Annotated in this window: 21 protein-coding genes and 1 pseudogene; 13 read left to right on the top strand and 9 right to left on the bottom strand. The window is 70.2% G+C overall.

Features of this window, described 5'->3' with window-relative positions; translation table 11 throughout:
* The first annotated feature begins 219 nt into the window (after positions 1 to 219).
* The gene (locus C7416_RS21130) at positions 220 to 3,495 is read left to right on the top strand and encodes a transglycosylase domain-containing protein (protein ID WP_111520740.1); all 3,276 of its coding nucleotides are present in this window, start codon (positions 220 to 222) and stop codon (positions 3,493 to 3,495) included.
* Here the strand turns inward: C7416_RS21130 and C7416_RS21125 are convergent.
* Positions 3,468 to 3,719: a GlsB/YeaQ/YmgE family stress response membrane protein gene (locus tag C7416_RS21125; RefSeq protein WP_018005820.1), complete on the bottom strand. Its 252-nt coding sequence runs from the start codon at positions 3,717 to 3,719 to the stop codon at positions 3,468 to 3,470. The genes C7416_RS21130 and C7416_RS21125 overlap by 28 nt on opposite strands.
* 135 nt (positions 3,720 to 3,854) lie before the next feature.
* On the bottom strand, positions 3,855 to 5,408 hold the full coding sequence (locus C7416_RS21120; protein ID WP_111520739.1) for a methyl-accepting chemotaxis protein: 1,554 nt from the start codon (positions 5,406 to 5,408) through the stop codon (positions 3,855 to 3,857).
* A 364-nt stretch (positions 5,409 to 5,772) separates the two neighbouring features.
* Between C7416_RS21120 and chrA the strand changes: the two genes are divergently transcribed.
* The 7 genes from chrA to C7416_RS21085 all read left to right on the top strand — a co-directional run bounded on the left by chrA (position 5,773) and on the right by C7416_RS21085 (position 14,517).
* Positions 5,773 to 6,996, top strand: a complete 1,224-nt coding sequence (gene chrA / locus C7416_RS21115) for a chromate efflux transporter (RefSeq protein WP_111520738.1) — start codon at positions 5,773 to 5,775, stop codon at positions 6,994 to 6,996.
* A 228-nt stretch (positions 6,997 to 7,224) separates the two neighbouring features.
* The gene (locus C7416_RS21110) at positions 7,225 to 7,881 is read left to right on the top strand and encodes a PepSY-associated TM helix domain-containing protein (RefSeq protein ID WP_111520737.1); all 657 of its coding nucleotides are present in this window, start codon (positions 7,225 to 7,227) and stop codon (positions 7,879 to 7,881) included.
* Between the two features lie 56 nt (positions 7,882 to 7,937).
* Positions 7,938 to 8,462: a DUF2271 domain-containing protein gene (locus tag C7416_RS21105; RefSeq protein ID WP_111520736.1), complete on the top strand. Its 525-nt coding sequence runs from the start codon at positions 7,938 to 7,940 to the stop codon at positions 8,460 to 8,462.
* A gap of 18 nt (positions 8,463 to 8,480) precedes the next feature.
* Positions 8,481 to 9,320, top strand: coding sequence for a DUF4198 domain-containing protein (locus C7416_RS21100; RefSeq protein ID WP_111520735.1), 840 nt, complete (start codon positions 8,481 to 8,483; stop codon positions 9,318 to 9,320).
* Positions 9,321 to 9,334: 14 nt separating this feature from the next.
* Positions 9,335 to 10,351 carry an FAD:protein FMN transferase gene (locus C7416_RS21095; RefSeq protein ID WP_240988230.1) on the top strand — a complete coding sequence of 339 codons (1,017 nt, stop codon included), beginning with the start codon at positions 9,335 to 9,337 and terminating at the stop codon, positions 10,349 to 10,351.
* Positions 10,348 to 11,958 carry a sulfite reductase subunit alpha gene (locus tag C7416_RS21090; RefSeq protein WP_181461291.1) on the top strand — a complete coding sequence of 537 codons (1,611 nt, stop codon included), beginning with the start codon at positions 10,348 to 10,350 and terminating at the stop codon, positions 11,956 to 11,958. Before C7416_RS21095 ends, C7416_RS21090 begins: the two co-directional genes overlap by 4 nt.
* Positions 11,959 to 12,093: 135 nt before the next feature.
* Positions 12,094 to 14,517, top strand: coding sequence for a penicillin acylase family protein (locus C7416_RS21085; protein ID WP_111520733.1), 2,424 nt, complete (start codon positions 12,094 to 12,096; stop codon positions 14,515 to 14,517).
* A 220-nt stretch (positions 14,518 to 14,737) separates the two neighbouring features.
* On the opposite strand, the gene C7416_RS21080 is transcribed toward C7416_RS21085, so the two are convergent.
* Positions 14,738 to 15,415: a type 1 glutamine amidotransferase domain-containing protein gene (locus tag C7416_RS21080; protein ID WP_111520732.1), complete on the bottom strand. Its 678-nt coding sequence runs from the start codon at positions 15,413 to 15,415 to the stop codon at positions 14,738 to 14,740.
* Positions 15,416 to 15,512: 97 nt separating this feature from the next.
* Here C7416_RS21080 and C7416_RS21075 point away from each other — a divergent pair, with 97 nt between their 5' ends.
* Positions 15,513 to 16,487, top strand: a complete 975-nt coding sequence (locus tag C7416_RS21075) for a LysR family transcriptional regulator (protein WP_240988229.1) — start codon at positions 15,513 to 15,515, stop codon at positions 16,485 to 16,487.
* Here the strand turns inward: C7416_RS21075 and C7416_RS21070 are convergent.
* Together C7416_RS21070 and C7416_RS21065 are read right to left on the bottom strand one after the other, a co-directional pair.
* Positions 16,474 to 17,166 carry an SDR family NAD(P)-dependent oxidoreductase gene (locus tag C7416_RS21070; RefSeq protein ID WP_111520730.1) on the bottom strand — a complete coding sequence of 231 codons (693 nt, stop codon included), beginning with the start codon at positions 17,164 to 17,166 and terminating at the stop codon, positions 16,474 to 16,476. The genes C7416_RS21075 and C7416_RS21070 overlap by 14 nt on opposite strands.
* Before the next feature lie 182 nt (positions 17,167 to 17,348).
* Positions 17,349 to 18,299, bottom strand: a complete 951-nt coding sequence (locus C7416_RS21065) for a LysR family transcriptional regulator (protein ID WP_111520729.1) — start codon at positions 18,297 to 18,299, stop codon at positions 17,349 to 17,351.
* A gap of 218 nt (positions 18,300 to 18,517) precedes the next feature.
* Between C7416_RS21065 and C7416_RS21060 the strand changes: the two genes are divergently transcribed.
* The 4 genes from C7416_RS21060 to C7416_RS21045 all read left to right on the top strand — a co-directional run bounded on the left by C7416_RS21060 (position 18,518) and on the right by C7416_RS21045 (position 22,147).
* Positions 18,518 to 19,465, top strand: a complete 948-nt coding sequence (locus C7416_RS21060; protein ID WP_111520728.1) for a hydroxymethylglutaryl-CoA lyase — start codon at positions 18,518 to 18,520, stop codon at positions 19,463 to 19,465.
* A 9-nt stretch (positions 19,466 to 19,474) separates the two neighbouring features.
* Positions 19,475 to 20,638, top strand: a complete 1,164-nt coding sequence (locus C7416_RS21055; protein ID WP_111520727.1) for a CaiB/BaiF CoA transferase family protein — start codon at positions 19,475 to 19,477, stop codon at positions 20,636 to 20,638.
* 62 nt (positions 20,639 to 20,700) lie between these two features.
* Positions 20,701 to 21,690 carry a Bug family tripartite tricarboxylate transporter substrate binding protein gene (locus tag C7416_RS21050; RefSeq protein WP_111520726.1) on the top strand — a complete coding sequence of 330 codons (990 nt, stop codon included), beginning with the start codon at positions 20,701 to 20,703 and terminating at the stop codon, positions 21,688 to 21,690.
* A 76-nt stretch (positions 21,691 to 21,766) separates the two neighbouring features.
* Positions 21,767 to 22,147 carry a DUF427 domain-containing protein gene (locus C7416_RS21045; protein ID WP_111520725.1) on the top strand — a complete coding sequence of 127 codons (381 nt, stop codon included), beginning with the start codon at positions 21,767 to 21,769 and terminating at the stop codon, positions 22,145 to 22,147.
* Here C7416_RS21045 and C7416_RS21040 read toward each other — a convergent pair.
* From C7416_RS21040 to C7416_RS21025, 4 genes and pseudogenes are all read right to left on the bottom strand, one after another.
* Positions 22,144 to 22,494: a hypothetical protein gene (locus C7416_RS21040; protein ID WP_111520724.1), complete on the bottom strand. Its 351-nt coding sequence runs from the start codon at positions 22,492 to 22,494 to the stop codon at positions 22,144 to 22,146. The two genes, C7416_RS21045 and C7416_RS21040, sit on opposite strands and share 4 nt — an antisense overlap.
* A gap of 5 nt (positions 22,495 to 22,499) precedes the next feature.
* Positions 22,500 to 22,919: a cupin domain-containing protein gene (locus C7416_RS21035; RefSeq protein WP_111520723.1), complete on the bottom strand. Its 420-nt coding sequence runs from the start codon at positions 22,917 to 22,919 to the stop codon at positions 22,500 to 22,502.
* 103 nt (positions 22,920 to 23,022) lie between these two features.
* Positions 23,023 to 23,841, bottom strand: coding sequence for a GntR family transcriptional regulator (locus C7416_RS21030; protein ID WP_111520722.1), 819 nt, complete (start codon positions 23,839 to 23,841; stop codon positions 23,023 to 23,025).
* Positions 23,842 to 23,931: 90 nt separating this feature from the next.
* Positions 23,932 to 24,456: pseudogene (locus C7416_RS21025) on the bottom strand (allantoinase); the annotation flags it as partial.

Below are 24,456 nucleotides of genomic sequence, written 5' to 3'. Positions count from 1 at the left end.
GCCTTTCGGACGCGCGGGAAGTGGCGCAGGCGCTGCCTGAGGTGACGCCCGACTGCAACGGCACGCGACGCCCACGCGTGCTTGATGCACCCGGGCGCGACTCCTACTAATATCAAGACAGGCGGGCGCGCGGTAGGCGCGCACCGCGAAAACATCGCGCTTCGAGCCGGCGCATGGAGGAATTCGCGCGCTGCGCCGGCCCACCAAGGAAGCCCAAACGTGTCGCGTCGTGGCTGGATTTTCGCTGGCTTGGCGGTCGCCCTCACGGGCGGCGCCTATGTCGTGTATAGCGTTGTCGCAAGCGAGGTGCGCAACTCGCACTGGCAGGCGCGGCTGATCGGCAGCCTGGGCCAGCGGCTGACGTTCGAGATCCAGCCGGGAGCCAGCGACAGCATCCGCTTCCCGCATTCCGGACCCTATGACGCCCGCATGGGCTACGGCAGGCTGCCGCTGTTCGCGCAGCGGCTGGAGCAGCGCGGCTACGTGCCCGCCGAGCAGGCGCGCATGTCGCCCGACATGGTGCGGCTGATCGACGAAGGGCTGTTCACGCCCTATCGCGAGAAGAACCAGGCGGGCCTGCTGCTGCGCGACTGCAACGGCCTGACGCTGGCGTTCGAGCGCTACCCGCAGCGCCAGTACGCCGATTTCGGCGCGGTGCCGCCGGTGCTGGTGAGCGCGTTGCTGTACGTCGAGAACCAGGGCCTGCTCAACCCGGAATATCCCAACATGAACCCGGCGCTGGACTGGCGCCGGCTGTCGCGCGCGGTGCTGGACCAGATGATCCGGCTGGCCGACAAGTCGCACGACGCGCCCGGCGGCAGCACGCTGGCGACGCAGATCGAGAAATACCGCCATTCGCCGGAAGGCCGTACCACCTCGATCCCGGAAAAATTCCGGCAGATGGCATCGGCATCGCTGCGCGCCTACCTGGATGGCCCGGACACCCAGCGTGCGCGCGAGCGCATCGTGGTCGACTACCTGAACACGGTGCCGCTGTCGGCGCGCGCCGGCTTTGGCGAGATCAACGGCATCGGCGATGCACTGTGGGTCTGGTACGGCGAGGATTTCAGCGAGGTCAACCGGCTGCTCAAGGAGATGGACCAGCGCGCGCCGGACCCGCGCCAGGCGCAGGCGTTCAAGCGGGCGCTGTCGCTGATCATCTCGCAGCGCCGCCCGTCGTACCACCTGCGCCGCGACGACACCAACCTGGACGCGCTGACCGGCAGCTACCTGCGCCTGATGGCGGCCAACAACATCATCACCGCCGAACTGCGCGACGCCGCGCTGGCGCAGCCGCTGGACAAGGCGTCGGCGCCGCAGCGCCCGCCGCAGGAGCCCTTTGTCACGCGCAAGGCCGTCAACCGCGTGCGCGCCGACATCGGCCGGCTGACCGGGGTCGAGAGCCGCTACGACATGGACCGGCTCGACCTGACCGTGGACAGCACCATCAACCGCGAGGCGCAGCGCATCGTCGTCGACACGCTGCAGCGCGTGAACAACAAGGCCGACGCGCGCGCCATGGGCCTGTATGGCCACAACCTGCTGCGCGACCACGACGATCCGTCCCGGCTGATGGCCAGCTTCACGCTGTACGAGCGCGTCGGCAATGCCAGCGTGGTGCGGATCCAGGCCGACAATATCGACCAGCCGTTCGACATCAACAGCGGCGCGCGCCTGAACCTGGGCTCCACCGCGAAGCTGCGCACGCTGGTGACCTACCTGGAGATCATCAGCGAACTGCACGCGCGCTATGCCGGCATGACCAGCGCCGAGCTGGCCGCGGTGCCGCTGGCGCGCCAGGACGCGCTCAGCCGCTGGGCGGTCGACTACCTGGCCAAGGCGCGCAAGCCGGCCGACCGCGAGCTGATGGCGATGCTCGAAGCGGCGATGGAGCGCAAGTATGCCGGCGGTGCCGGCGAAGCCTTCTACACCGGCGGCGGCCTGCAGAGCTTCACCAACTTCGAGCGCGAGTCGGGCCTGCGCAACCTGACCGTGCGCACCGCGTTCCAGCATTCGGTCAACCTGGTGTTCATCCGCATGATGCGCGACATCGTGCGCTACGAGACCTTCCACGCCAGCCCGGACATCGGCAACCTGTTCGAAGACCGCGACGCGCCGGGCCGGCGCGCCTACCTGGAGCGCTTTGCCGACCAGGAGGGCAGCGCCTACATGACCAACTTCTACCAGCGCTACCGCGGCAAGACTTCCGAGCAACGCCTGGCCACGCTGCTGGGGCGGGTGCGCATGACCACGCCGCACCTGAACGCGGTGCGCATGTCGGTGACGCTGCTGAGCGCGCGGCCAGCGCTGGATGAAGACAGTTATATCCGCATCATGCGCGCGCGCCTGGGCGACAAGCAGCTGGCCAAGGAAGACCTGCCGGCGCTGTACCGCAAGTACGGCAAGGACAAGTTCAACCTGAACGACCGCGGCTACCTGTCGCGGGTGCATCCGCTGGAACTGTGGATGGTGGAATACCTGGACCAGCACCCCGACGCGACGCTGCCGGAAATCCTGCGCGCCAGCACCGCCGAGCGCCAGGAGGTGTACAAGTGGCTGTTCAAGACGCGCAGCAAGGCCGGCCAGGACAACCGCATCCGCACCCTGCTGGAGCAGGACGCGTTCGTGCGCATCGCGCGGCGCTGGCAGCGGCTGGGCTATCCGTTCGACTCGCTGACGCCGTCGTATGCCAGCGCCATCGGCGCCGCCGGCGACCGTCCCGCGGCGCTGGCCGAGCTGGCCGGCATCCTGCTGGCGGGCGGCGTGGTCACGCAGAACGCGGCGGTGCGCAGCCTGGCCTTCGCCGACGGCACCCCGTACGCCACCCGCTACGTGCTGCAGCCCGGTCCGGGCAAGCGCGTGCTGCCGGCCGAGGTCGCCGAGCTGGCGCGCCGTTCGATGCTGGATGTGGTGGAGCGCGGTACCGCCAAGTCGATCCGCGGCGCCTTCACGGTGCCTGGGCGCGATGGCGCCACGCTGACCGTGGCTGGCAAGACCGGCACCGGCGACCAGCGCTTCCAGGTCTACGGGCCGGGCGGGCGGCTGATCTCGTCGCGCTCGGTGAACCGTTCGGCGACCTTCGTGTTCACGCTGGGCGAGCGCTTCTTCGGCACCGTGGTGGTCAATGTGCGCGAACCCTACGCGGCGCGCTACAGCTTTACCAGCGCGCTGGCGGTGCGGGTGCTGCGCGCGATCGCGCCGCAGGTGTCGGCGATGGCGCCGGGCGGCGACCGCGCGCTGCTGCGCTGCCGCGACGCGGCGCCGGGCCTGCGCGCGCCGCTCGCGCCGACCATGGCGTCACCGGCCGACGGCATGCGCGGCACGGTCCTGGCGGAGGGGCTGGGCGCGGGACTGGAAGCCGCGATGCAGCCGCCGGCGCGGCAGGAGGTGGCCGCGATGCCGCCGCCGCCCCAGCCCCAGGCGCCGGGCCTGGCCGACAACGACGCGGCCGGCGTGCGCCGCGCCAGTCAGGCCTTGCGGCGCACCATGCCGTAGATGATCAGCAGCACGATCGCGCCAAGCACCGAGGCAACCCAGCCCGCGGGCTCGCCCGGCTGGTACCAGCCCAGCGCGCGGCCGACATAGCCCGCGACCACTGAGCCCAGGATGCCCAGGATGATGGTCATGATCCAGCCCAGCTTGTCGTCGCCGGGCTTTACCGCCCTGGCGATCAGGCCGACGATAAGGCCAACGAACACGGTGCCAATGAATGCCATCATGGTGCGCTCCTGTCAGTGGTCTGCGGTAACGGTCTGATGCACTGAGCCGGCCGCCTGTGCGGCCGGCTTCGCTTCATCATACACGCAGGGCGCGGGAGGCGGATGGCAAGGGGCGATCGCCCCTGGCAGCCCGGTTCAGGCTGCCAGGCGGAACTGGCCCACGGCGCGGTGCAGCGCCTCGGCCTGGTCTTCCAGCGACGCGGCGGCGGCCGCCGCCTGTTCCACCAGCGCCGCGTTCTGCTGCGCCATCTGGTCCATCTGCGACACCGCCTGGTTGACCTGCTCGATGCCGCCGGTCTGCTCCTCGGTGGCGGCGCGCATTTCGCCCATCAGGTCGGTCACGCGCTTGACCGCGTCGACGATCTCGTCCATCGCCTTGCCGGCGTTCTCGACCAGCACCGCGCCGTCCTCGACGCGCTGCGCCGAATTGCCGATCAGCGCCTTGATTTCCTTGGCCGCGGTGGCGCTGCGCTGCGCCAGCGTGCGCACCTCGCCGGCCACCACCGCGAAGCCGCGGCCCTGGTCGCCGGCGCGGGCCGCCTCGACCGCGGCATTGAGCGCCAGGATATTGGTCTGGAAGGCGATGCCCTCGATCACGCCGATGATGTCGACCACCTTGCCCGAGGCGCTCTTGATCTCGCCCATGGTGTCGACCACCTGGCTGACGATGGCGCCGCCGCGCACGGCGATGTCCGACGCGCCCTCGGCCAGGTGGCTGGCCTGGCGCGCATTCTCGGCGCTCTGGCGCACGGTGCTGGTGAGCTGCTCCATGCTGGCAGCGGTTTCCTGCAGCGAGGCGGCCTGCTCTTCGCTGCGGCGCGACAGGTCGGCATTGCCCGCGGCAATCTGCTTGGCCGCGCCGGCGATCGAATCGGCCGAGCCGCGGATGCTGCCGATCGCGCCGGTCAGGCGCGCCTGCATGCGGTGCATGGCATGGAGCACGCTGTGCTGGTCGCCGGCGCGCAGTTCGACCTGGCCGGCCAGGTCGCCTTCGGCAATGCGCCCGGCGATCTGCGCGGTGGTGGCCGGCTCGCCGCCCAGCTGGCGCTGCAGGCTGGCCGCGACCCGCACCATCACCAGCGACATCAGCGCGCCGACCGCCAGCAGCAGCCCCAGCGCCTTCCACAGTTCCTGGCGGAACGCCGCCTCGATGTCGTCCAGGTACAGTCCGGCGATGAAGTTCCAGTCCCAGGGGCGGAAGTTGGCGACGTAGCTCAGCTTGGGCTGCGGCGCCTGCGCGCCCGGCTTGGGCCACAGGTATTCGACGAAACCCTTGCCCGGGCCCTTGCCGATCGCGGCGATGTCGCGGAACAGGTAGACCCCGTTCGGGTCCTTCATGCCCTCCATCGCCTTGCCGTTCATCTCCGGCTTGAACGGGTGCATCAGCACCACGGTGTCGGAACGCATCAGCGTGAAATAGCCATCGGCGCCGAAGCGCATCGCGCGCACGCGCTCGATCGCCTGCTGCTTCGCCTCCTCGGCCGGCAGCTTGCCGGCCTTGGCCAGGGCTTCGTACTCGGCCACCACCGAGACCGCGGTGTCGGTGACGTGGGCGAGGTCGAGCCGGCGCTCCTCCATGCGCAGCGTGCGGATGTGCCACGCGTTCCACAGCGTGATGCCGAGCAGGCAGACCCAGCTCAACACCAGCGGCAACAGCAGTTTTTTCTTCAGGCTCAGGTTGTGCAGCATCGCTTCCACTCCTCCATCTTCTTCGCGCTTTACGCTTCTCGTCGGTGATGCGCATCGCCGTGCCACGCCGGTGGGCGCGCGAGACCGCCTGCTGGGGACAAGGGCCAACGGCGCATGCGTCTGCGGCATAACGGCGCAAAACGGACGTAACTTGATTGAGGTAGCTACGCCACACTGACGGTGTGGTTGATTGGTTTCAAAAGCCGGGCGCGACCTTGTGCGCTATGCAACGCTTCGCACGTGCCGCTGGGCGCGAGCGCGTGCTTCCGCCTCCGCTTTGTCACCCCGCGCCGGCAAAATCGGTCAGAATCTGCGCTGTCCTGCGCACGCCTCCACACGCTTCCGTTTGCCCGCAAACCGCCCAATGGCTTCCTTGCCCAGCCCTTCCGACGACACCCGCCGCCACGACGGGCCGCTTGCCGTGTTCCTGATCTTCCTGCGGCTCGGCCTGACCTCGTTCGGTGGGCCGGTGGCCCACCTGGCGTATTTCCGCGAGGAACTGGTGCGCCGGCGCGGCTGGCTCAGCGAGGCGGCCTATGCCGACGTGGTGGCGCTGTGCCAGTGCCTGCCCGGACCGGCCAGCAGCCAGACCGGCATCGCGCTGGGGCTGGCGCGCGCCGGCTATGGCGGCGCGCTGGCGGCTTGGGTGGGCTTTACGCTGCCGTCGGCGCTGGCCATGATCGTGTTCGCGCTGGGGGTGACCCATTACGGCATGGCCGCGGCGCCGGGCGTGCTGCACGGGCTGAAGCTGGTGGCGGTGGCGGTGGTGGCGCAGGCGGTGTGGGGCATGGCGCGGACACTGTGCGTCGGCCCCGTGCGCATCGCCATCATGCTGGTGGCCGCCGGCACCGTGCTGGCGTGGCCGGGGCCTTGGGCGCAGGTGGCGCTGATGGCCGCCGCCGCAGTGGCCGGCATGGCCCTGTTGCGGCCGGCGCTGGGCGGCGCGCATGAGCCGCTGCGCCTGCCGGTAACGCATCGCGGCGGCGTGCTGGCGCTGGCGCTGTTTGCCGCGCTGCTGGCCGGCCTGCCGCTGCTGGCGCAGTGGGCCGCCGATCCGGCGGTGCGCGTGTTCGATGCCTTTTACCGCGCCGGCGCGCTGGTGTTCGGCGGCGGGCACGTAGTCCTGCCGCTGCTGGATGCGGCCGTGGTCGCGCCCGGCTGGGTCGGCAAGGAAGCCTTCCTGGCTGGCTACGGCGCGGCACAGGCGATGCCGGGGCCGCTGTTTTCCTTCGCCGCGTTCCTCGGCGCGGCCATGCAGAACCCGCCCACGGGCCTGGCCGGCGGACTGCTGTGCACGCTGGCCATCTTCCTGCCCGGCGCGCTGCTGGTGCTGGGCGCGCTGCCGTTCTGGGAAAGCCTGCGCCGCAACCAGCGTGCCCAGGCCGCACTGGGCGGCATCAACGCCGGCGTGGTCGGACTGCTGCTGGCGGCGCTGTGGCATCCGGTCTGGACCAGCGCGGTGCAGGGCCCGCTGGACATCGTGCTGGTGGCGCTGGCGCTGGTGGCGCTGATGCGCTGGAAGCTGCCGCCGTGGCTGGTGGTGGTGGCCAGCGGCGTGGCCGGCTGGGCGGTGACGGCGGTGGTCTGAGACCGGGCCTGGCGCGCGGCTTGACGTTGTAATGCGCTGTAATCCGCCCCGCCCGCCCACCGTTTGCGCTTTCAAATGCGAACGATTATCCTTCTCTCTTCCGCACCTCCTTGTGCCGGTCATGGCACATCCTGACGCCATGTGAGCGTTCGAGGGGGCGCTCCAGCTACCCGTATCAAGGCAAGACCGGGCGTTGCCAGACCAGGCCACGCCTGCCGACCCACCGCAATGACCGACACCCAGCCGGCCGCCGGCCAGCAGCGCCGTGCCTTCTGGCTCAAGCATCTCCATCAGTGGCACTGGATCAGTTCCGCGATCTGCCTGGTCGGGATGCTGCTGTTCGCGGTCACCGGCTTCACCCTGAACCACGCCGGCCAGATCGAGGCCAGGCCGGCCGTGCAGACGCGGCACGCCACGCTGCCCGCGCGCGTGCTCGACAAGGTCCGGGCCGCGGCCCCGGCCGCCGGGTCGCAGTCGGGCGAGACCACGGCGCCGGTCCCCGCGGTGCTGGCGGACTGGCTGGCGCAGTCGCTGGATATCGACGCCAGCGGGCGCGAGGCGGAATGGTCCGCCGACGAAATCTACGTGGCGCTGCCGCGCCCGGGCGGCGACGCCTGGGTCAGCATCGCGCTCGACAGCGGCGAGGCGCAGTACGAGAACACCTCGCGCGGGGCCGTCTCGTACCTGAACGACCTGCACAAGGGCCGCCACACCGGCGCGGCGTGGAGCCTGTTCCTGGACGCGTTTGCGCTGGCATGCCTGGTGTTCTGCGTGACCGGCCTGTTCCTGCTCAAGCTGCATGCGGGCGGGCGCGTGGCGACCTGGCCGCTGGTGGGGCTGGGGCTGGTGGTGCCGGTGCTGCTGGCGATCCTTTTTATCCACTGATCGGTCGCACTCGCGCCGATCTTCTTCCTGCATCTCACTGACGAGGTTTCTCCGATATGCGCCGACTGCTCACCGTCTCCCTGACCGGCATGGCCGCCGTGCCGCTGGCCGGTCCCGCGCTGGCCGCGGACCTGAACGTCAAGGTCGACATCCCGCGCCTGAGCGTGGCCGAGTACCACCGGCCCTATGTGGCGATGTGGCTCGAGCGCGCCGACCAGAGCCCGGTGCAGACCCTGGCGGTCTGGTACGACGGCAAGCTCAAGGACGGCGAGGGCACCAAGTGGCTCAAGGACATGCGCCAGTGGTGGCGCAAGGCCGGCCGCGACCTGCACATGCCGGCCGACGGCGTCTCCGGCGCCACGCGCGCGCCGGGCGAGCACAGCGTCAGCTTCAGCGACGGCAAGGCGCCGCTGGGCAAGCTACCCGCGGGCAACTACCAGCTGGTGGTGGAGGCCGCGCGTGAAGTGGGCGGGCGCGAGTTGCTGCGCGTGCCGTTCACGTGGCCGCCGCAATCGGCACAGAGCGCCCGCGCCAAGGGCGAACACGAACTCGGCGGCGTCACCGTCGACCTGAAGCCTTAACCATCCCGGAGCCCGACCATGAAACCTTCCCTGATGTACGCCGCATCTTCCCGCGTCGCGGTGCGCGCCGCCGTGCTGGCCCTGGCCGCGCTCGCGCCGCTGGCCGCGCACGCGCACCGCCAATGGCTGCTGCCGTCGGCCACCGTGCTGTCCGGCAGCGATCCGTGGGTGACGGTCGACGCCGCGGTCTCCAACGACCTGTTCTACTTCGAGCACGTGCCGATGCGGCTCGACAACCTGCAGGTGACCGCCCCCGACGGCAGTGCGGTCAAGGCGCAGAATGCTGCCACCGGCAAGTACCGCAGCACCTTCGACCTGCACCTGACCCAGCCCGGCACGTATCGCGTGGCGGTGGTCAACAACGGCCTGTTCGCCAGCTACAAGGTCGACGGCCAGCCCAAGCGCTGGCGCGGCAGCGCCGAGAACTTCGCCAGGGAAGTCCCGGCCAACGCGCAGGACCTGCAGGTCACGCAGGCCGAGGGCCGCATCGAATCCTTCGTCACCGCCGGCAAGCCCAGCGACAAGGGCCTGCGCACCGTCGGCCGCGGCCTGGAGCTGGCGCCGATCACGCACCCGAACGACCTGGTCGCCGGCGACACCGCCAGCTTCCGCCTGCTGCTCGACGGCAAGCCCGCCAGCAACCTGAAGGTGGCGGTGGTGCCGGGCGGCATCCGCTACCGCGACCAGCTGCAGGAGTTCAGCGCCACCACCGACGCCGACGGCAAGTTCAGCGTCAAGTGGCCGGCCGCGGGCATGTACTGGATGGAAGCCGAGGTCAAGGACGACAAGACCACCTTCAAGCAGGCCAAGTCGCGCCGCGCCGTCTATGCGGTGACGGTGGAAGTGCTGCCGCAATAAGCCGGTTGCACGGCGTGAACCGCGTCCTGGTACCCGTTGCGCTGAGCGCGCCGCCCGAGCCGCCGCCCGCCGGAGCGCGCCTGCAGCGCTGGGGCGGACCCACCATGGGCACGAGCTGGTCGGTGGCGGCGCTGCTGCCACCGGATGCGGATGCCGGTGCCGTCGCCGCCATCGGCGCCGGCATCCGGGCCGTGCTTGCGGGCGTGATCGCGCAGATGAGCAACTGGGAAGCGGATTCCGACCTGAGCCGGTTCAACCGCGCGCCGGCGGGCAGCTGGCACGCCTTGCCGGCAGACTGCTTGGCGGTGCTGCAAACCGCCTTGCAGGTGGCACGCGACAGCGGCGGCGCCTATGACCCGAGCGCGGGGCCGCTGGTCGACCTGTGGGGCTTCGGCCCGGCCCCGGCGCGCCAGGCGCCGCCGTCGCCAGACGACGTACAGGCCGCGCGCGGCCGTTGCGGCTGGGCCCGCATCGAAGTCGATGCCGCCGGCGGGCGCGCCCGCCAGCCGGGCGGCGTGGCGCTGGACTTCTGCGCCATCGCCAAGGGCTTCGCCGTCGACGCGGTGGCGCGCTACCTATGCGAACAGGGGCTGGACCATCACCTCACCGAGATCGGCGGCGAACTGCGCGGCCATGGCGTCAAGCCCGACGGCATGCCGTGGTGGGTCGCGCTGGAAGCGCCGCCGGGGCCGGGCAGCGATGCCGCGCAGCAAACGCTGGTCGCGCTGCACGGGCTGTCGGTGGCCACCTCCGGCGACTACCGGCGCTACTTCGACAGCGATGGCCGCCGCTTTGCCCATACCATCGATGCGCGCACCGGCTATCCGGCCAGCCACGCGCTGGCCTCGGTCACGGTGATCCACCCGCAGTGCATGCTGGCCGATGCGCTGTCCACCGCGCTGACGGTGCTGGGGCCCGATGCCGGCATGGCGCACGCGCGCCGCCACGGCATTGCCGCGCGCTTCCTGGTGCGCACCGCGGAGGGCTTTCTCGAACATCTTTCGCCGGCCTTTGCCGCGATGCTGGCATGAGCGGCAGCACTGTGTCGTCCGCCATCGCCGGCGCTGGCTGGCTGGCCGTGGCCGGCGGCGTGGCATTGTCCGTGCTCGGGCCGTCGCGCCTGGCCATGGCCGCCGGCGTGGTCGCCGCGTATGCGGGGTTCTGCGGCGCGGTGGTGGTCCATCACCGCCAGCGGCGCGCGCGGGTGGCGGCGCTGGCCGGCACGGGCGACGATGCGACGCTGGTGGTCTATGCCAGCCAGACCGGGTTTGCCGAACAGCTGGCGCTGCAGACCGCCACCGCGCTGCAGGGCGCGGGCCTGCCGGTACAACTGCTGTCGCTGGCCGAGGTCGATGGGCGGCGTCTGCGCGCTTGCCGCCAGGCCCTGTTCGTGGTCAGCACCACCGGCGAGGGCGACGCCCCCGACAGCGCCTCGGGCTTCGCCCGCCGCCTGCTGGCCGGCGCCGATGGCCTGCACCGGCTGCGCTACGGCATCCTCGCGCTTGGCGACAGCAGCTACGCGCGCTTCTGCGCCTTCGGCCATGCGCTGGAAGGCTGGCTGCAGCGCCAGCGCGCCCAGCCACTATTCGACCTGATCGAAGTCGACAACGGCGACGCCGGCGCGCTGCGTCACTGGCAGAACCACCTGTCGGCGCTGAGCGGCGGCGCCGAGATCGCCGACTGGGAACGTCCGCGCTATCAACACTGGCGGCTGGCGCAGCGCCATCACCTGAACCCCGGCAGCCAGGGCGCGCCGGCCTTCCATCTGGTGCTGGCGCCCCCGGACGGCGCGGCGCCGGACTGGCAGGCCGGCGACATTGCCGAGATCGGCCCGTGCCACGCGCCGGCCGAAGTCGACCGGCTGCTGGCGCAGCTCGGCCTGGAAGGCGCCACCCCGGTGCGCTGCGATGGCGCCGACACCACCCTGGCCGCGGCCCTGGCCACGCGCATGCCGCTGCCCGCACCGCACCTTGCCGCGCTGCAGGGCGTCGCGCCGCAGCAGCTGGTGGATGCGCTGGCGCCGCTGCCGCACCGCGAATATTCGATCGCCTCGCTGCCGCGCGACGGCCAGCTCGAGTTGTTGGTGCGCCAGACCCGCCACGGCGATGGCAAAGGCGGTGGCCGCCTCGGCCTGGCCTCGGGCTGGCTCACCGAACACGCCGCGCTGGGCAGCCGCATCGCGCTGCGTATCCGCACCAATCGCAGCTTCCATCCGCCGGCGGACGAGCGGCCGCTGATCCTGGTCGGCAACGGCACCGGGCTGGCCGGACTGCGGGCCCAGCTCAAGGCCCGCGCCGCGGCCGGGCGGCGGCGCAACTGGCTGCTGTTCGGCGAGCGTTCGGCGCAGCATGACGCCTTCTTTGCCGGGGAACTCGCCGGCTGGCGCGCCGACGGCACGCTGGCACGTGTCGACCACGCCTGGTCGCGCGACGGCGGCGCGCCGCGCTACGTGCAGGACGCCATCCGCCTGCAGGCGGATGGCGTGCGGCAATGGGTGGCCGACGGCGCGGCCATCTATGTCTGCGGCAGCCTGCAGGGCATGGCCGGCGGCGTCCATGACGCGCTGGCCGACATCCTGGGCGAGGATGCGCTGCGCCGCCTGGCCGACGACGGCCGCTACCGGCGCGACGTCTACTAAGCATCCGGGCCGCCGGTACCGGCACGCCACGCGGCGTGCGGAGATCGGCCGCCGCACTCGCGCGCCGGCCGGCCATGCACTATCTTCGGTGTGAACTGCAAGACATCTGCAGCCATCACAACACGAGGAGACCTGATGTTACGCACCCCCCGCCGCCTGGCCGCTGCGCTGGCGCTGCTCGCCACCATCCCGGCCGCCATGGCCGAAGCGCCCGCCCGTCAACACACTTTTGCCGTGCCCGGCCTGGAGAAACCCGCCAGCGTGCTGGTCGACCGCTGGGGCGTGCCGCATATCTATGCCGGCACGCTCTACGACGCCTTCTATGCGCAGGGCTTCATGGCCGCGCGCGACCGCCTGTGGCAGATCGACCTGTGGCGCAAGCGCGGGCTCGGCGAGATGGCCAAGGACTTCGGTCCGGCCTATGCCGATGGCGACCGCATGGCGCGCGCGGTGCTGTTTCGCGGCGACATGTACCGCGAATGGCTGGCCTATGGCAGCGACGCCAAGCGCGTGGCCGAGGCCTTCGTCGCAGGGGTGAACGCCTACGTCGCGCTGACCGAGCAGAAGCCCGAGCTGCTGCCGCCGGAATTCCGCAAGCTCGACTACAAGCCGGCGCGCTGGCAGGCCGAAGACATCGTGCGCATCCGCCACCACGGCCTGACGCTGAACTTCACCGGCGAGGTCGACCGCGCTCGCCTCTACTGCGAGGCCAAGACCCAGGCCGCGCGCGCCGACTGGCTGCGCCGCGAGCTCGACCCGCAGATCGAGCCGAAGCTCAACCCCGGCATCGATCCCTGCACCGTGCCGGCGGCCGAACTGCGCCGCGCCTACGAACTGGCCACCGCCGCCGCGCGCTTTCCCAAGGAAGCCTGGAGCGGCGCGCAGGCCGCCGGCATCCCGCTCGACCAGCTCTATGCCGTGGTCGATGCCAACAGCGATACCGGCCGCAGCCTGGGCTCGAACAACTGGGTCATCGGCGGCAAGCGCACCACCACCGGCCGGCCGATCCTGGCCAACGATCCGCACCGCTCGCACGGCGCGCCCAGCCTGCGCTACATCAGCCACCTGAATGCGCCGGGAATGTCGGTGATCGGCGCGGGCGAGCCGTTCCTGCCGGGCATCTCGATCGGGCACAACGGCACCATCGCCTTTGGCCTGACGCGGTTCTACATGGACCAGGAAGACCTGTACGGCTACGAGCTGAACCCGGCCAACCCGCGCGAATACAAGTACAAGGGCCGCTGGGAGCCGATCGAGACCATCACCGAAGAGATCGCGGTCAAGGGCGAGCCCGCGCCGCGCAAGATCACGCTCGACTTCACCCGCCACGGCCCGGTGCTGGTGTCCGGGTCCGGGCATGCGTGGGCGCTGCGCGCCGCGTGGCTGGACCACGGCATGGCGCCGTACTTCGGTTCGATGGACTACATGCGCGCGCGCAACTGGGACCAGTTCCGCGCCGCCATGAACCGCTGGGGCGCGCCGGGCGAGAACCAGGTCTATGCCGACACCGGCGGCAATATCGGCTGGATCCCGGGCGGGCTGACCGTCAAGCGTCCCAACTGGGACGGCCTGACGCCGGTGGCAGGCGACGGCCGCTATGAATGGGCCGGCTACCGCAACATGGACGAACTGCCGTGGGCCTACAACCCGGCGCCCGGCTATATCGTCACCGCCAATGAAAACAACATCCCGCCCGAGCACCCGGCGGCCAGGCTGGGCGTGGGCTATGAATGGAGCGACAGCTCGCGCGCGCGCCGGCTCAAGGCCGTGGTCGGCGCCAATCCGCGCAGCTCGGTGCAGGATTCGATGGCGTGGCAGAACGACACCGTATCGCTGCCGGCGCAGCGCGTGGTTGCACTGCTGCAGGAGGTGCGCAGCGACGACCCGCAGCTGGCACGCGGCCTTGAATTGCTGCGTGGCTGGAACGGCAACGAGCGTGCGGACAGCGCCGCCGCGGCGCTGTTCGAGGTCTGGTTCAGCAAGCACCTGCGCCAGGCCGTGGTGCGCGCTGCGCTACCGCCCGAAGCCGCACGCCTGGTCGGCGCCGGCGACGCCGCGCGCGTGGTGGCGGTGCTGGAGCAGCCCGGGCCGTGGATGCCGCCGGAGCGGCGAAACGCGGTGATGCTGGAATCGCTGAAGGCCGCCATGGCCGAGGTCGAAGCCAAGCTCGGCCCGGACCCGCGCGGCTGGCAATGGGGCAAGCTCCACACCGCCGTGTTCACGCATCCGATGGACCCGATCCTGAGCGATGCCGAACGCCAGCAGTTCAACGTCAACGCGGGCCCGATCGGCGGCTCGGCCTTCACGCCGATGAACACCAGCTACCGCAATACGGATTTCCGGCTGACCGCCGGCGCGTCGTTCCGCATGGTGCTCGACGTCGGCAACTGGGACGCCTCGCGCGTGATCAACACGCCGGGGCAGTCGGGCAACCCTGCCAGCCCGCACTACCGCGACCTCGCACCGTTGTGGGCCAAGGGGGAGTATTTCCCGCTGGTCTATACGCGCAAGGCGGTGGAAAAGGCGAGCCGGGAGCGGGTGGAGCTGGTGCCGCAGTGATGCGAGCCTGATCGACGCATTGCACCTTTAGCCGCTTGCCACAGCTGCCACCACCGGGCAAAGGCACCCCTCTCCCGCGCGCGGGAGAGGGGTGGGGGAGAGGGCCAGAGCCTCCACGAAGTTGCGCGCGTCAGTATTGCCACCGCCTGCCCTCTCCCCCGGCCCCTCTCCCGCAAGCGGGCGAGGGGAGCAAACCGGCAGCAGTGTGAACCCGCAGGCCTTACTTCAACAACCCCAACACCGCCTCCGCCCCCGCCTCCGACGACGCCGGGTTCTGCCCCGTCACCAGCCGCCCGGCCACCGCCACGTGGCTGGCCCAGTCATCCCCGCGTGTAAACCGTCCGCCACTGGCCTTGAGCACATCCTCCACCAGGAACGGCACCACTTCGGTCAACTGCACGGCCGCTTCCTCGCTGTTGGTAAAGCCCGTGACTTCCTTGCCTTTCACCAGCGGCTGACCATCCGCGCCCTTCACGTGCCGCAGCACCCCTGGCGCGTGGCACACCGCACCTACCGGCTTGCCCAGCCGGTCGAACTGCTCGATCAGCGCAATCGAACGCTTGTCCTCCGCCAGGTCCCACAGCGGACCATGGCCGCCGGGATAGAACACCGCGTCGAAGTCCTCGGCCTTCACCTGGTCCAGCGTCAGCGTGCTGGCCAGCGCCTGCTGCGCGGCACTATCGCTGCGGAAGCGGCGCGTGGCATCGGTCTGCGCATCCGGGTCGTCGCTCTTGGGGTCGATCGGCGGCTGGCCGCCCTTGGGCGAGGCCAGCGTGATGTCGGCGCCGGCGTCCCGGAAGACGTAGTAGGGCGCGGCAAATTCCTCCAGCCAGAAGCCGGTCTTCTTGCCGGTATTGCCGAGCTGGTCGTGCGAGGTCAGCACCATCAGGATGTTCATGTGGGTTCTCCGGTTTGCGTCCACGGTCGGCCGGGGCAGCCCCGGCATTGGCAACATCCTACGCAGCTGGCTATGATTCGAAAACTTCGAATCTTCGATGCCTGCCATCCAAAAAATGAATATCGCCGGCAAGGACCTGAACCTGCTCTATGTCTTCCATGTGCTGTACCAGGAAGGCAACGCCTCGCGCGCGGCGGCGCGCATGGCGCTGAGCCAGCCGGCGCTGAGCCACAAGCTCAACCGGCTGCGCGACGAACTGGGCGACCCGCTGTTCGTGCGCGCGCCACGCGGCCTGACGCCGACGCCGCGCGCGCATGCGCTGGCACCGCAGGTGCAGCGGCTGGTGGCGGACCTGGATGCGTTCTACGACGCCTGCGACGGCCGCGATTTCCTGGCACGCAGCGAGGCCGTCCACATCTACACCACCGATTACATGGAGCAGTTGCTGCTGCCGGCGCTGTTGCCGCGGTTGCGCCGCGATGCGCCCGGCGTGGTGCTGGTCACCCACAACACGCGCGGCGAGCTGCCCCGCGAGGAGCTGGAGAAGGGCACCTGCGACCTGGCGATCGCCGGCTTCTACGAGAACCTGCCCGACACCTTCCACCAGCAGCGGCTGGGCAGCGAGGACTTCGTGGTGCTGGCCTCGCGCACCAATCCACGCATCGCCCACGGACTCGACCTGGATGCGTTCCTGGCGTGCGAGCACCTGCTGACCACGCTGACCGGCGACCTCAACGGCGTGGTCGATCGCGCACTGGCGCGGCTGGGACACCGGCGCACGGTGGTGGCGGGTTTGTCGAGCTTCCTGGCGCCGAGCCGGCTGGTGCGTGGTTCGGCGCTGTTGCTGACCTGCCTGCGCTCGGTCGCGCAGGAAGCGGTGGCGCGCGATCCGGACCTGGTGATGCTGCCGGTGCCGTTCGCGCTGCCGCCGGTCGACATGATGCAGATCTGGCACGCACGCACCGATGCTGACCGGCTGCGGCGCTGGCTGCGCCAGCAGATCCAGGAAGCGGCCAGCGCCATCGGCGCGGCCGCGCCCGCGGCGCGCCGGCAGCGCGTCAGGCGCGGTTGACCACCGGCAGCAGCGCGCCGTGCACGGCGCGTGCAGCGTCCGACGCGAGGAACAGGATCACGTCGGCCAGCGCGTCGAGGCCAACCCAGCGCGTGGTATCGGCATCCGGCATCGCCTGGCGGTTCTCGGGCGTGTCGAGGATGCTGGGCAGCACCGCGTTGACGCGGATGCCCTGGTCGCGCAGCTCGGCTGACATCGATTCAGTGACGCGCGCGAGCGCATCCTTCGAGGCGCAGTAGGCGCCCATTTGCGCCAGCCCGCGCGCCGCCGAATTGGCGCCGACGTTGACGATGGCGCCGCCGCCCGCGGCCAGCATGTGCGGCACCACCGCGCGCGCCATGTTCAGCACCGTGCCCACGTTCATGTCGAACAGGCGGTTCCAGTCGGCCGCGCTGGTCTCGTGGATGCCCGTGCCCATGGCAAAGCCGCCGGCGAGGTTGCACACCACGTCGATGCGTCCGCAGGCCTGCACGGCCTGGCCGATGGCCTGCCCCAGGCTGTCCGCATCGAGCAGGTCGGCCTGCAGTGCGAGGTGGCCGCTGCCGGTCTCCGGCAACGGCGCGTCATGGCGGTCCAGCAGCACCACGCGCGCGCCCGCCTGCGCGAAGGCATGCGCGACCGCGCGTCCAAGGTTGCCGCGTGCGCCCGTGACCAGTACGTTCTTGCCGTGGAAGTTCATTTGCGTGCTCCTGCGCCATGGCGGCGCGCATTGTCGTGATTCAGGCTTCGCCCGGCCTTTGCTATCCAACCATCGTGGCCGGCGGCGAAAAACGCAAGCCAGTCTACGCAACGGCACGCAACATAAGCTTGCGAAAACGCCTCGGGCTAACCCTCGAAACGCACAGGAAGTTGCGCAGCGACTTACCGGCTGCGCCGTGCCCCGGCCGGCGCAGGCACGGCGCCCACGGCCTCCTTCGCCGCGGCGTCCTCCAGGAACTGCACCAGCAACTGCGCCGCGGGGGACAGCAGCGAAAAGTCGCGGCAGCAGATCGCAAAGCGCCGCCGCGCCCAGTCGTCGCGCAGCGGGATCACGCGCAGGCCGAAGGCCGTGGCGACGAGCGTGGCGATCTCGGCCGGGATGATGACGATGCCGAGTTGCGCGCGCACGCAGCGCAGCGCGGCGTCGAAGGTCGACACCACGGCCCGATGCGCCATGCGGCGGCCAAGGATCGCGGCATAGCGCGTCAGCATGATCTGCACCGCGGTCTGCGCCGGCATGGCGATCTGGTCGTAGTCCAGCGTGTCTTCGAAGCGGCAGCTGTCCGCGCGCGCCAGCGGGTGCCCGGGATAGACCACGGCGGCGAGGTGGTCGGCGCGGTAGGGGCGGGTCTGGAAGCCCTCCAGGTCCGCCGCATCCCAGCAGATGCCGAGCGGCGCGGTGCCGTCGCGCAGCGCGCGCACCACTTCGCTGCTCAGGCTTTCCTCGATGGTCACGCGTACGTCGCGGTGCGCTGGCAACTGCATGAAGGCGGCGATGTCGTCCGGCAGCGATTCCGCCATGGTCGACACCGTCGCCAGCAGCCGCACCTGCCCGCGCACGCCCGAGCCGTAGTCGGCCATGTCGCGCGTGACCCGGTCGGCCGCCGCCAGCATGGCGCGCGCATGCGCCAGCACGATCTCGCCCGCCGGCGTGGGGATGACGCCGCGGCGGCGGCGTTCCAGCAGCGTGGCGCCTACGGTTTCCTCCAGTTGCGCCAGGCGCTTGCTGATGGCGGAAGCGACGATGTGTTCCTGCTCGCCGGCGCGCGCCATGTTGCGGGTTTCGCAAACGGCGACGAACAGGCGCAGCGTGGTGAGGTCGAGGTCTCGCATAAGTGGGGGCGCCAGTGTTTCCGGATTGGAATGCTACGCCTGTTGCCCGGGCGGTGATGTCGCGTCCGGGAAATCCCGAGGCCGGGCGGGTCGCAGTTCGGTGACTTTCCGTTTCGGCATGTCCTGCTTCGTGAATCATCGTTTCAGCTTCGGTGCAGAAACTCTTAGAGTTCTTCCATCGCTCCCACCGAGGGACGCCACACCCGTCCCGGAGAACCATGACCCGCCCTTTTCCCCGCCAAGCCGTGATCCGCGAAGTCGGCCTGCGCGACGGCCTGCAAAGCATCCGCACCATCCTGCCCACCGCCAGCAAGCTCGCCTGGATCCGCGGCGCCCACGCCGCCGGCCTGCGCGAACTGGAAGTCGGCTCGTTCGTCCCCGCGCGCCTGCTGCCGCAACTGGCCGATACCGCTGAACTGGTCGCGTTCGCGCGCACGCTGCCGGGCCTTTTCACTTCGGTACTGGTGCCCAACTTGCGCGGCGCGCAGGACGCGCTCGACAGCGGCGCCGACCTGATGATCGTGCCGCTGTCGGCCAGCCATGCGCACAGCCTGGCCAACCTGCGCAAGACGCCGGATGAAGTCGTTGCCGAAGTGGCGCGCATCCGCGCCGCGCGCGATGCCAGCGGCGCGAAGACGCTGATCGAAGGCGGTGTCGGCACGGCGTTCGGTTGCACGCTGCAGGGCCATGTCGATGCGCAAGAAGTGCTGCGGCTGATGCAGGCGCTGCTCGATGCCGGCGCCGACCGCGTCAGCCTGGCCGATACCGTCGGTTATGCCGATCCGCGCATGGTGCGAGAGCTGTTCGCGCGCGCCGTCGATATCGCCGGCGACCGCTTCTGGTGCGGCCATTTCCACGACACGCGCGGGCTTGGGCTGGCCAATGTCTATGCCGCGCTCGACGCCGGCGTGACCCGCTTCGATGCCTGCCTGGCCGGCATCGGCGGCTGCCCGCATGCACCCGGCGCCAGCGGTAACGTGGCCACCGAAGACCTGGCCTATATGCTCGGCAGCATGGGCATCGATACCGGCATCAACATCGGGCGCCTGCTGGCGCTGCGCGAAGACGTGGCCGGCTGGCTGCGCGACGAGACCCTGCACGGCACGCTGTGGCGTGCCGGCCTGCCCAAGACCTACGCGGGCCGCCCCGCGGCCACCGCTGCCTGAGACAGCGAGATGACCCAAGACAACAGCAACTCCCTGCCGCTCGCCGGCGTGCGCGTGGTCGAGTTCACGCACATGGTGATGGGCCCCACCTGCGGCATGATCCTGGCCGACCTGGGCGCCGAAGTCATCAAGGTCGAGCCGCCCGGCGGCGACAAGACGCGCAGCCTGCCGGGGCTGGGCATCGGCTTCTTCCGCGCCTTCAACCGCAACAAGAAGAGCGTGGTGCTCGACATCACCACCGACGAAGGCCGGGCCGCCGCCGCGGAACTGGCGGGCCAGAGCGACATCCTGCTGGAGAACTTCCGACCCGGCCTGATGCAGAAGCTGGGGCTGGACTACGGCACGCTGTCGCGCGACTACCCGCACCTGATCTATGTGTCGCACAAGGGCTTCCTGCCCGGCCCGTACGAGCACCGGCTGGCGCTCGATGAAGTCGTGCAGATGATGGGCGGCCTGTCCTACATGACCGGCCCGAGCGGCCGGCCGCTGCGCGCCGGCACCTCGGTCAACGACATCATGGGCGGCATGTTCGGCGCGATCGGCGTGCTCGCCGCGCTGCGCGAGCGTGATCGCACGGGCAAGGGGCAGGAGATCCAGAGCGCGCTGTTCGAGAACTGCGTGTTCCTGGCCTCGCAGCACATGCAGCAGTACGCGATGACCGGCGAGCCGCCGCCGCCGATGCCGTCGCGCGTGTCGGCGTGGAGCGTGTATGACGTGTTCACGCTGGCGCAGGACGAGCAGCTCTTTATCGGCGCGGTCAGCGACAAGCAGTTCGTCACGCTGTGTCGCGTGCTGCAGCATCCGGAACTGGTCGACAAGCCGGAGTACGCCAGCAACACCTCTCGCGTCGCGGTGCGCCCGCAACTGCTGGCAGAACTGGGTGCGATCCTGCGCCACCATCGCTGCGCGGAACTGGCGCCCAAGCTCGAAGCCGCCGGCATTCCCTATGCACCGATCATGCGCCCGGACCAACTGCTCGACGATCCGCACCTGCTCGCCAGCGGCGGGCTGGTGCCGATGCAGGCCGACGACGGCTCGACCACGCCCACGGTGCTGCTGCCGCTGCTGATGGGCGGCCGCCGCCCGGGCGTGCGCAGCCCGTTGCCCCGCGCCGGCGAGCACAACGAAGAGATCCTGGCGCGGCTCGGCAAGGACCGCCGCGCAAGCGCCTGAGGGGTATGCCGCGGCACAGCGGCACCCGCCACGTCCTACGATAACGATTACGGAGACAACGCATGCAACGTCGCACCCTGCTCAAGTCCGCGCTGGCGCTTTCCGCCACGCTCGCGGTCACCCTCGCCGTGCCGGGCTTCGAAGCGCTGGCCCAGGGCGGATCGGGCAAGCCCGTGCGCCTGATCCTGCCGATCAGCGCCGGTTCTGGCGTCGACAACATCGCGCGCGCGGCCGGCCCGGCGCTGGGCAAGGCCTTCGGCCAGCCGGTGGTGATCGAGAACCTGCCCGGCGCCGGCGGCATCACCGGCGCCGCCGCGGTGGTCAAGGCGCAGCCCGACGGCAGCACGCTCGGGCTGGTGTCGAACAACCACGTGATCAACCCCAGCGTGTTCCGTGCGATGCCGTTCGACGCGATCAAGGACATTACGCCGATCAGCGTGATTGGCACCACGCCGCTGGTGCTGGTGGTCAACCCCAAGGTGCCGGCCAGGAACGTGAAGGAGCTGGTGGCGCTGCTCAAGGCGAAGCCCGATGGCTACAACTACGCCTCGTCGGGCAACGGCACCATCATCCACCTGGCGGGCGAGATGTTCCTGGACGAAGCGGGCGTGACGGCACGTCACGTGCCATACAAGGGCACGGGACCGATGGTCAACGACCTGCTCGCAGGACAGGTGGAAATGGGCGTGGTCGCGCTCAACGCAGTGGCGCCGCACCTGAAGGCAGGCACGCTGCGCGCCATCGGCCTGTGCGGCGACAAGCGCTCCGCCGCCGCGCCGGACCTTGCCACCATCGCCGAACAGGGCCTGCCGGGCTACAACGTCGCCGGCTGGTTTGCCGTCATCGGGCCGGCGGGCATGCCGGCGGCGGAAGTCAAGCGCACGCACGATGCCTTTGCCAAGGCCTTCACCTCGCCCGAAGTGCTGGAAGCGATGAAGAAGCAGGGCACGGTGATCGAGCCCGGCACGCCCGAGGCCGCCGCCGCCTTCTTCCGCAGCGAGGCCGCACGCTACGCCGCGCTGGTGAAGAAGGCCAACGTCAAGGTCGAATAGGCCGGCGACCACCCCGCGGCACATTGACCGGCAAGCGCCTAGAATGTCCTGCATCCCGCCATGCAGGAGCACGATCATGCCAGGCAAGCCCGTCAGGATCCCCGGCCCCGACCATCCCATCACCATCACGCCGACCGCCGGCAGGGTGGTGGTCAAGGTGGCCGGCATCACGATTGCCGACAGCGATGCGGCGCTGACCCTGCAGGAGGCGGCCTATGCGCCGGTGCAGTACATCCCGCGCGCGCACGTCGACATGGCGCGGCTCGAGCGCAGCGCGCATGCCACCTACTGCCCGTACAAGGGCGACTGCAGCTACTTCTCCATTCCGGCCGGCGGCGAGCGCGGGCGCAACGCGGTGTGGAGCTATGAGGCGCCGTATGCCGCCGTTGCCGCCATCGGCGCGTACCTGGCGTTCTATCCGGACCGCGTCGACAGCATCGAAATCATCGGGCCCTAGGTTTCGAGCGCCGCATCGATCATCGCCGCGGCCAGGCCGATCACCAGCGCGATGGCCGAGGCGATAAAGCAGCGCACCGTCTTGCGATACTCCGGCACCGCATCGTCCTCGACGCGCAGCGCGCGGAACAGCGCGACGATCTGCAGCACCACCGCGGCCAGCAGCGCCACCGCCGCCACCAGCGAGCGCCAGTCCCATTCGCCCGGGCTTTCGAAGCCCCAGAAGCGCCAGAACCCCAGCGAAAAACCCAGCAGCACGGTGATGGCGGTGATGATGCCCTGGCGATAGCCGGTGGGCACCAACTGCGGGGGCGGCTTGGCGGATGCCGCTGGTTCGGGCGCGGTCATGCGCTTCAACCCGGCGGCACCGGCATCTGCACCACGGCCAGCGTGGCGTCGGCAGTGCCGATCACCTTGCTGGCATGGCCCTTGCCGGTGGTGTCTTCGAGCAGCAGCCCGCTGCCTGTCGGCAGGGCCCGGCGTTCGCCATCGCTCGCCTCGAATTCCATTGCGCCATCCAGCACGAAGATCCACATGCGCAGCGGCGACGGGTGGGGTTCGCCAACCCAGCCAGCGGGCACGACCAGGAAGCCTTGCCGGGCGGCTTCCTCCAGCGGCGACACCCAGAACGCGCGCGCGGGCGGCGCGAACAGGCGCTCGGTGACGGCAACGGCAAGCGGCGCGAAGTGCGATTCGCCGGCCGCATCCGCATACAGCCGCGCGAACGCCAGCGGTGCCCGCCCGGTGGCGGCGGGCGGCTCGATGGTCGCCATGATGGACCTCCCTGCGGCGCGTTGGCGCTCCGCCTTGTCATGCAGCCAGTCTAGGCTGCCGGACGCGGAGTGCAATGCCCGCCCGGGGGCGCAGGGTAGGGGTCTAGCCCTTGCTGAAGATGCTGTAGAAGTCCGGCGCGCCGCTGTCCGGCATGCTCAGGTCGAGCGAGCCTTCGATGTGCTCGAGGTGTTCGGCCATCAGCGCGCTGGCGCGCGCGGCATCGCGCTGCTCGATGGCGTCGATCAGTTGCCGGTGCTCGTGCTCGGCGCAGGCGGGCGCGCCGGGGCGGTCGTACAGCGTGATGATCAGGCAGGTCAGCGACACCATCTCGCGGATCAGCTTTTCCAGGATGGCGTTGCCGGCCATCTCGGCCAGCAGGATATGGAATTCGCCCGACAGGCGGATCATCGCCGCGCGGTCGCCGCGAGCGCGCGCGTTGTCTTCTTCCATGGCATGGCGGCGCAGGCTGCGCACCTTGGCGGGTGTGGCGCGTTGTGCCAGTTCGGCGGCCAGCGCGGGCTCGACCACGCGGCGCGCCTGGAACACCTCGCGCGCTTCGTCCACGCTCGGGCTGGAGACAAAGGCGCCGCGGTTGGGTACCAGCGTCACCAGCTTCTCGTGCGCCAGGCGCGCAAACACCTGGCGGATGCGTGCCCGGCTGGCGCCGGTCACTTCGCACAGCCGTTCCTCGACCAGCTTGGTGCCGGCCAGCAGGCGGTGCTCCATGATGGCGTAGAGCAGGCTCAGGTAGATCGCCTCGGTTGCCGACGCCTCGCTGGCGGCGCCTTCCTGGCCGGTCTCGTCGTCCGGGGCGGCATTGGCTGCGGCTTTGGGCACGGGTTTGGGGGCGGCCTTGGTGGCTGCCCGACGCGGGGTTTTGGCGGCGGCGCGCGGCGCCGCCTTTTTCGATGTGGTTGCCATATCAGGGTACGGACATTCAGCCTGTCGCCCGAACTGGCGACGAAACACGGCTATATCGTACACAACTATGGCGACAGCGACGGCGCGGGGTCAGGCCGGGGCAGTTTCCTGGCAGGCGGCGCGCGCTTCGGCAGCGGCGTCGCCCGCCCGGAACGGATGCACCTGCGCCCAGTGCCGGGCGATGTCGACACGGCGGCAGATCCACACCTTGTCGTGCCCCTGCACGTAGTCGAGGAAGCGCTGCAGCGCGCGGAAGCGGCCCGGGCGGCCGAGCAGGCGGCAGTGCATGCCGATCGACAGCATCTTGGGGCTGTCCTGGCCGCTCGGGTCGCCTTCGTCGTACAGCACGTCGAACGCATCCTTCAGGTACTGGAAGAATTGCTCGCCGGTGTTGAAGCCCTGCGGCGTGGCGAAGCGCATGTCGTTCGAATCCAGCGTGTACGGCACCACCAGGTGCGGCTTCTTCTCGCCGCCGGTGACTTCCACCTCGGTCCAGAACGGCAGGTCGTCGCCGTAGTAATCGGAGTCGTACAGGAAGCCGCCATGCTCGACCACCAGGCGGCGCGTGTTGGGGCTGTCGCGGCCGGTGTACCAGCCCAGCGGCAGCTCGCCGGT

The organism is Cupriavidus phytorum (assembly GCF_003254285.1).
GTDB classification, from domain to species: Bacteria; Pseudomonadota; Gammaproteobacteria; order Burkholderiales; family Burkholderiaceae; genus Cupriavidus; species Cupriavidus phytorum.
Note: the sequence above shows the minus strand (reverse complement) of the source record. Positions and strands in the feature narration are given on the sequence as shown.

What these genes read in the sequence shown, in the direction of transcription:
- C7416_RS21125 (WP_018005820.1), bottom strand. Translation starts at nt 3,719, where the DNA reads ATGATGGCATTCATTGGCACCGTGTTCGTTGGCCTTATCGTCGGCCTG.
- C7416_RS21120 (WP_111520739.1), bottom strand. Translation starts at nt 5,408, where the DNA reads ATGCTGCACAACCTGAGCCTGAAGAAAAAACTGCTGTTGCCGCTGGTG.
- chrA (WP_111520738.1), top strand. Translation starts at nt 5,773, where the DNA reads ATGGCTTCCTTGCCCAGCCCTTCCGACGACACCCGCCGCCACGACGGG.
- C7416_RS21110 (WP_111520737.1), top strand. Translation starts at nt 7,225, where the DNA reads ATGACCGACACCCAGCCGGCCGCCGGCCAGCAGCGCCGTGCCTTCTGG.
- C7416_RS21105 (WP_111520736.1), top strand. Translation starts at nt 7,938, where the DNA reads ATGCGCCGACTGCTCACCGTCTCCCTGACCGGCATGGCCGCCGTGCCG.
- C7416_RS21100 (WP_111520735.1), top strand. Translation starts at nt 8,481, where the DNA reads ATGAAACCTTCCCTGATGTACGCCGCATCTTCCCGCGTCGCGGTGCGC.
- C7416_RS21090 (WP_181461291.1), top strand. Translation starts at nt 10,348, where the DNA reads ATGAGCGGCAGCACTGTGTCGTCCGCCATCGCCGGCGCTGGCTGGCTG.
- C7416_RS21085 (WP_111520733.1), top strand. Translation starts at nt 12,094, where the DNA reads ATGTTACGCACCCCCCGCCGCCTGGCCGCTGCGCTGGCGCTGCTCGCC.
- C7416_RS21080 (WP_111520732.1), bottom strand. Translation starts at nt 15,415, where the DNA reads ATGAACATCCTGATGGTGCTGACCTCGCACGACCAGCTCGGCAATACC.
- C7416_RS21075 (WP_240988229.1), top strand. Translation starts at nt 15,513, where the DNA reads ATGCCTGCCATCCAAAAAATGAATATCGCCGGCAAGGACCTGAACCTG.
- C7416_RS21070 (WP_111520730.1), bottom strand. Translation starts at nt 17,166, where the DNA reads ATGAACTTCCACGGCAAGAACGTACTGGTCACGGGCGCACGCGGCAAC.
- C7416_RS21065 (WP_111520729.1), bottom strand. Translation starts at nt 18,299, where the DNA reads ATGCGAGACCTCGACCTCACCACGCTGCGCCTGTTCGTCGCCGTTTGC.
- C7416_RS21060 (WP_111520728.1), top strand. Translation starts at nt 18,518, where the DNA reads ATGACCCGCCCTTTTCCCCGCCAAGCCGTGATCCGCGAAGTCGGCCTG.
- C7416_RS21055 (WP_111520727.1), top strand. Translation starts at nt 19,475, where the DNA reads ATGACCCAAGACAACAGCAACTCCCTGCCGCTCGCCGGCGTGCGCGTG.
- C7416_RS21050 (WP_111520726.1), top strand. Translation starts at nt 20,701, where the DNA reads ATGCAACGTCGCACCCTGCTCAAGTCCGCGCTGGCGCTTTCCGCCACG.
- C7416_RS21045 (WP_111520725.1), top strand. Translation starts at nt 21,767, where the DNA reads ATGCCAGGCAAGCCCGTCAGGATCCCCGGCCCCGACCATCCCATCACC.
- C7416_RS21040 (WP_111520724.1), bottom strand. Translation starts at nt 22,494, where the DNA reads ATGACCGCGCCCGAACCAGCGGCATCCGCCAAGCCGCCCCCGCAGTTG.
- C7416_RS21035 (WP_111520723.1), bottom strand. Translation starts at nt 22,919, where the DNA reads ATGGCGACCATCGAGCCGCCCGCCGCCACCGGGCGGGCACCGCTGGCG.
- C7416_RS21030 (WP_111520722.1), bottom strand. Translation starts at nt 23,841, where the DNA reads ATGGCAACCACATCGAAAAAGGCGGCGCCGCGCGCCGCCGCCAAAACC.